The 4,928-nt window shown below is 52.1% G+C and carries 4 protein-coding genes and 1 pseudogene; all 5 read left to right on the forward strand.

Going from position 1 to position 4,928, the window contains the following annotated elements:
* A pseudogene (locus IQ260_RS27665) lies at nt 1-811 on the forward strand (ATP-dependent metallopeptidase FtsH/Yme1/Tma family protein); the annotation flags it as partial.
* A gap of 277 nt (nt 812-1,088) precedes the next feature.
* A complete protein-coding gene (locus tag IQ260_RS27670) occupies nt 1,089-1,661 on the forward strand; it encodes a YdcF family protein (RefSeq protein WP_322745064.1) in 573 nt (190 codons plus the stop codon).
* A gap of 58 nt (nt 1,662-1,719) precedes the next feature.
* Nucleotides 1,720-2,454, forward strand: a complete 735-nt coding sequence (locus IQ260_RS27675; RefSeq protein WP_193996297.1) for a DUF533 domain-containing protein — start codon at nt 1,720-1,722, stop codon at nt 2,452-2,454.
* A gap of 12 nt (nt 2,455-2,466) precedes the next feature.
* On the forward strand, nt 2,467-4,248 hold the full coding sequence (locus IQ260_RS27680; protein ID WP_193996298.1) for an FAD-dependent oxidoreductase: 1,782 nt from the start codon (nt 2,467-2,469) through the stop codon (nt 4,246-4,248).
* Nucleotides 4,249-4,362: 114 nt separating this feature from the next.
* Entirely contained in the window at nt 4,363-4,695 is a 333-nt protein-coding gene (locus IQ260_RS27685; RefSeq protein ID WP_193996299.1) for a hypothetical protein, read from the forward strand.
* Nucleotides 4,696-4,928: the final 233 nt, after the last annotated feature.

Consider the following 4,928-nt stretch of genomic DNA (forward strand, 5'->3'; position numbering starts at 1 on the left):
TGCCCAGGAAGTGAAATTAGGTGAAGATGTAGACCTTCAGGTGATTGCTGCGCGCACTCCTGGTTTTGCCGGGGCCGACTTGGCCAACCTGGTAAATGAAGCGGCCCTACTGGCCGCTCGTAATAATCGCGCCGCTGTCATTCAGGCTGACTTTGCTGAGGCGATTGAGCGAGTAGTGGCCGGTCTAGAGAAAAAGAGTCGAGTGCTCAACGAAAAAGAAAAAGAAATTGTCGCCTACCACGAAGTGGGCCATGCCATGGTGGGGGCACTGATGGAAGGTGGGGGTCAGGTGGAGAAAATATCCATCGTGCCACGCGGCATGGCCGCTCTTGGCTATACCCTGCAGCTACCGACAGAAGATCGCTTCCTGCGCAGTGCCGATGAGCTTAAGGGACAAATTGCCACACTACTGGGGGGGCGTTCCGCCGAGGAAGTTGTTTTTGGCTCAATTACCACTGGGGCAGCCAATGATCTACAGCGGGCAACCGAAGTGGCAGAACAGATGGTCACTACCTATGGCATGAGTGATGTCCTGGGTCCCCTGGCCTACGATAAAGGTCAGCAAAGCTCATTTCTAGACAGTGGCATGCCCAATGCCCGCCGTAATATGAGCGAAGAGACCGCTCGCGCCATCGACACCGAGGTCAAAGGTCTGGTGGAATCAGCTCACCAGCAGGCGCTAGACATTCTTCGTAGTAATCGGGACCTGTTGGAAACCATTTCACAGCAGCTTCTCAAAGAAGAGGTGATCGAAGGTGATGTGCTGCGACAGATGCTGGCAAACGTGAAGCCATTAGCAGCGATGGTATAGGTTTAGGCAGATTTCGTTGCTTCTTATTTCTGGCCCTGGGCAGCAATGTCTAGGGCTTTTTCGAGCTGTGGGGATTTCATTGTTAAAACAAGACCATATTTTCCTAGATGAACGTGCTAGCGTTTCTAAAATAAGCGAAGCGCTGGTTTATTCTATTTACCTACCAGAGCTTTTGGTTTAATTTTTGGGTGTTGCTGATCCTCTAAACCAGCAACGACGATTTTTCAGATAACTTTTAGATAATTAATTTGAGTTGAGGAGTTTATCGTTGCCCCGAGTGCGTCGCAAAAATTATCGCTTCACCCTGGCTTCTGTGGCGCTATTGGTCACAGGATTGTGGCTGGGGCAATGGTACGTGCGTGGTCAACTATCGTCGCCGACGCTGGCCTTGGTGCTGGGAGGAGATGCCCAACGAGAGGAGTTTGCGGCTCAGTTTGCCACTGAAAACCCTGATTTAGACGTGTGGATATCGTCCGGTGCTAATCCTGAGTATGCTGTTTGGGTGTTTCAAGAGTCCCACGTGTCCCTGGAGCGATTGCACTTAGACTATCGGGCTGTGGATACGGTGACGAACTTTACGACATTAGTGGATGATTTGGATCGTCTGGGTATCAAGAGTGTCTATCTAATCACGTCGGACTATCACATGCGGCGAGCCAGTACCATTGCCGCCATTGTTTTGGGTAGTCGAGGCATTCACTATAAACCTCTGCCGGTGGAGTCTGAACGGCCACCAGAACCGTTACTGCGAAGTTTGCGTGATGGGGGACGCTCAATTTTATGGGTATTTACAGGCAAAACTGGGTCTGAATTGGCTCAGCTATCCTCTAGATTGACTGTTCATCCGTAGCGGTTGGAGGGGAATTATGTCCCTTTTGGCAGACATTTGATGTTTTTCAAGGCTAGCTATGACTTCTACATTGAAAGATCCTCTATACACTGAAGAGCAAATTCAAGCGTGGTTGCGGGGGCTGTTGGCTGTTGCCTGGGCCGATGGTGAGTTTGATGATCAAGAAAAAGACCTGATCCACACCATGATGGATGTGGAGTTTGCTCCTCAACTGGATTTCCAAACCTTTGAGCCGATTAAACCGGCGGAATTAGCGACAATTCTGACGCCAAATCCAATTGCGGCTGAGAACTTTTTGCGGATGGCGGTGATGGTTGCGATCGCAGACGGCATCTATTCTGCCGCCGAAGACAAAATCCTGATGGATTTCTGTCAGGCATTAGACCTGGATACAACCGTTCTACAGTCGCTTCAATCCACACTCTATAACCTGCACGAGGTCAAGGAAGAAGTTCAGCCAGGGACCAGTGGTGTCGTCGAGGCAGCACCAGTGGCAGCCGCCAGCCCCCTAACGCCACCAGCCCCTAAAGAAGGCCCCGATCCCCTCAAACCCATGCGCGAGTGGTTAGATCAGTTGGAGGTGGAAGATCCACGTCTGGCTCGATTTGTCTGCAAAATGATTCCTTCCCAATGTCCCTTTGAACGGGATGTTACCCTGTTTGGCAAAAAGGTGGTTCATATTCCCCCCATGTGCAAGCTCAATCCTCTTTATGAACAGCTGGTGGGCCTTAGATTTCGAGCGTTGTCCCACCTGGCGGATGACCTCGGTGAGGATGTGACGCCTTATTTGTAAACCCTACCTGTAATGGAACAACTAACCACCAAGGTCCTGGTTGTCGGAGGCGGGACTGGCGGCACAGCTGCAGCAATTCAAGCCGCGCAGCTGGGTGTGGAGGTTTTGCTGGTGAGCGAGTGGCCCTGGCTAGGAGGCATGCTGACCGCTGCTGGGGTGAGCGCTCCGGATGGAAATGAGCTAGCAGCCTTTCAGACGGGGCTGTGGGGAGCTTTTTTACGGGAGCTAGAACGGCGGCAGCCCGGCGGATTGCACCACGGCTGGGTGAGTTTCTTTACCTACGAACCAGCGGTGGGAGCTGGTATTTTTGCTGACTGGGTAGCGGCGTTGCCAAATTTGACCTGGCGGTGGGGGCATCGTCCTCGGGCTGTGCACCGCTCAGGCGAGCGAATCACAGGAGTGGCCTTTGATCAATTTTCTGTAACGGCCCAGGTGACGATTGATGGCACTGAACTAGGCGATTTATTGGCCCTGGGCAATGTCCCTCATCGCTGGGGCTGGGAGAGCCAGGAACAGTGGCGGGAGCCCAGTGCACCTCAGTCGCTAATGGCGCCGACCGATGCCCTATTTCCGGCGATGGCTACCTATCCGGTGCAATCTCCCACTTGGGTAGTGGTGATGCAGGATTACGGTGCGGGTGAAACTGCTCCGCTAGTTTCGTCCACGGGGTCCAATGTCTCCTTTACAGGGGCCTGGGAGGGTTACGGACCAGAGCGATTTCTTAACTATGGGCGGCTACCGGGCAATCGCTTTATGCTCAACTGGCCCCAGCAGGGCAATGACTATGGTGTCGGTCTAGACCGTTTGATTGAGTCGGCAGCCGCCCGCAATGACTATTGGCAAGAGGCCAAGGACCACAGCCAGCAGTTTGCCCATACCATTCAATCTGAGTTGGGTGCACGCTATGGCCTGGCTGCAGGCATGTTCCCGGAGCTAGAAGAGACGCCTGGGGGGGGGGCGTTTGCCCTTTACCCTTACTATCGAGAGAGTCGGCGGCTGATGGGGCTGACAACCGTGAGTGAGCTGGATATTTTGCCAGTGTCGGGGGGGCAGGTGGCGTCGTTGCCGGTCAATAGTGATGGGGTGGTGGATGCGATCGCGATCGGTAACTACCCTAACGATCACCACTATCCTGGGTTTGATATGCCCCTAGCCCCCAAAGCTATCCGCTGGGGAGGACGGTGGACCGGTACCCCCTTTAGCATTCCCTATGGTGCCCTAATTCCCGCCACGATTGACGGGTTACTAGCCTGCGACAAAAATATCTCAGTTACCCACATCGCCAATGGTGCCACCCGTCTACAGCCAGTGGTTTTAAATATTGGTCAAGCCGCTGGGGCGGCTGCCGCCCTATGTGTACAGCAAGGCTGTCAGCCCCGGCATTTACCCGTTCAGCGCTTACAACACACATTACTCAGAGCCCCAGCCCCGGCTATGCTTGCGCCTTGTTTTGATTTACTGCCGAGCGATCCAGCCTGGTTAGACCAACAGCAGCTCTATTTAAGTCATCCAGAAATGTATCCTCGGAGTGGGTTTGTCTATCCCATGGGCTATGCCCCGTCATCGGAGATGTCTGCCGCCAGCCTGTTTAAAGGTCGTTATCAGCGGGAGCAGGGAGATAGCCATCGGCTGATTAATGAGACTGATGTTTTGGACCTCGTTGCCATTGCTCCCCAAGCAGCCCATCAGCTGATGCAGATTGCTGAGCACAGCCTGGTGGAAGTTATTGGTATTCCTAACAAAGGTGGCAGCTGGATTTTAGTCAATCGAGTCACAGAAATTGGTGGAATGTAATATCCGGTACAGAAAATCCGTGATGCTACCGAAACAATTTCTGTCTAGTTTTTCCTGAGTCATTTGTCAAATCCATGTAATCAGAAAGTAGCAATACTACTCATTTTCTGACCCATGAGACTTTCTCTATCGGTACTGTCAGTTACTGCTGCCATCAGTGTTTTTCACTCTTTAGGACTGACGATTTCTATCCCCAGTTTGCAAGCCGAACGGGGGAGTGGCCGCATTCAAACCGAGCAATTTGACCGGGGGAGTGGCCGCATTCAAGCGCAGCGATCTGGACTGTTTCATCTATCTGACCGGGGCAGTGGTCGCATTCAAGCACAGCAATCTGAGCTGTTTCATCTATCTGACCGGGGCAGTGGCCGGGGACCCGCCGCATACCGGGGCAGTGGCCGGATTTCCACCGATCAGGCTTACCGAGGTAGCGGTCGTTTAATTGCTTAAACAATAAATTCATTTTAACCTGTTGGGCCATGGCTTTAGGGTTGTCTATGCAATCCCATTACGGTTAAAAAGTTATGGATATTAATCAGAAAATACTCTACGCTAACCCTACGCTAACCCTTAAAAGCTAGTGGAAAAATAGTCATCATTATTGATGCTCTTATATCTGATTCAACCCATTGGCAATTTGCCATTTATGCGATAAATCAACAATAGTTGGTACTTCTTTAAGG

The organism is Leptolyngbya cf. ectocarpi LEGE 11479 (genome assembly GCF_015207065.1).
GTDB lineage: Bacteria > Cyanobacteriota > Cyanobacteriia > Phormidesmidales > Phormidesmidaceae > Leptothoe > Leptothoe ectocarpi.

What these genes read in the sequence shown, in the direction of transcription:
- IQ260_RS27680 (WP_193996298.1), top strand. Translation starts at nt 2,467, where the DNA reads ATGGAACAACTAACCACCAAGGTCCTGGTTGTCGGAGGCGGGACTGGC.
- IQ260_RS27675 (WP_193996297.1), top strand. Translation starts at nt 1,720, where the DNA reads ATGACTTCTACATTGAAAGATCCTCTATACACTGAAGAGCAAATTCAA.
- IQ260_RS27685 (WP_193996299.1), top strand. Translation starts at nt 4,363, where the DNA reads ATGAGACTTTCTCTATCGGTACTGTCAGTTACTGCTGCCATCAGTGTT.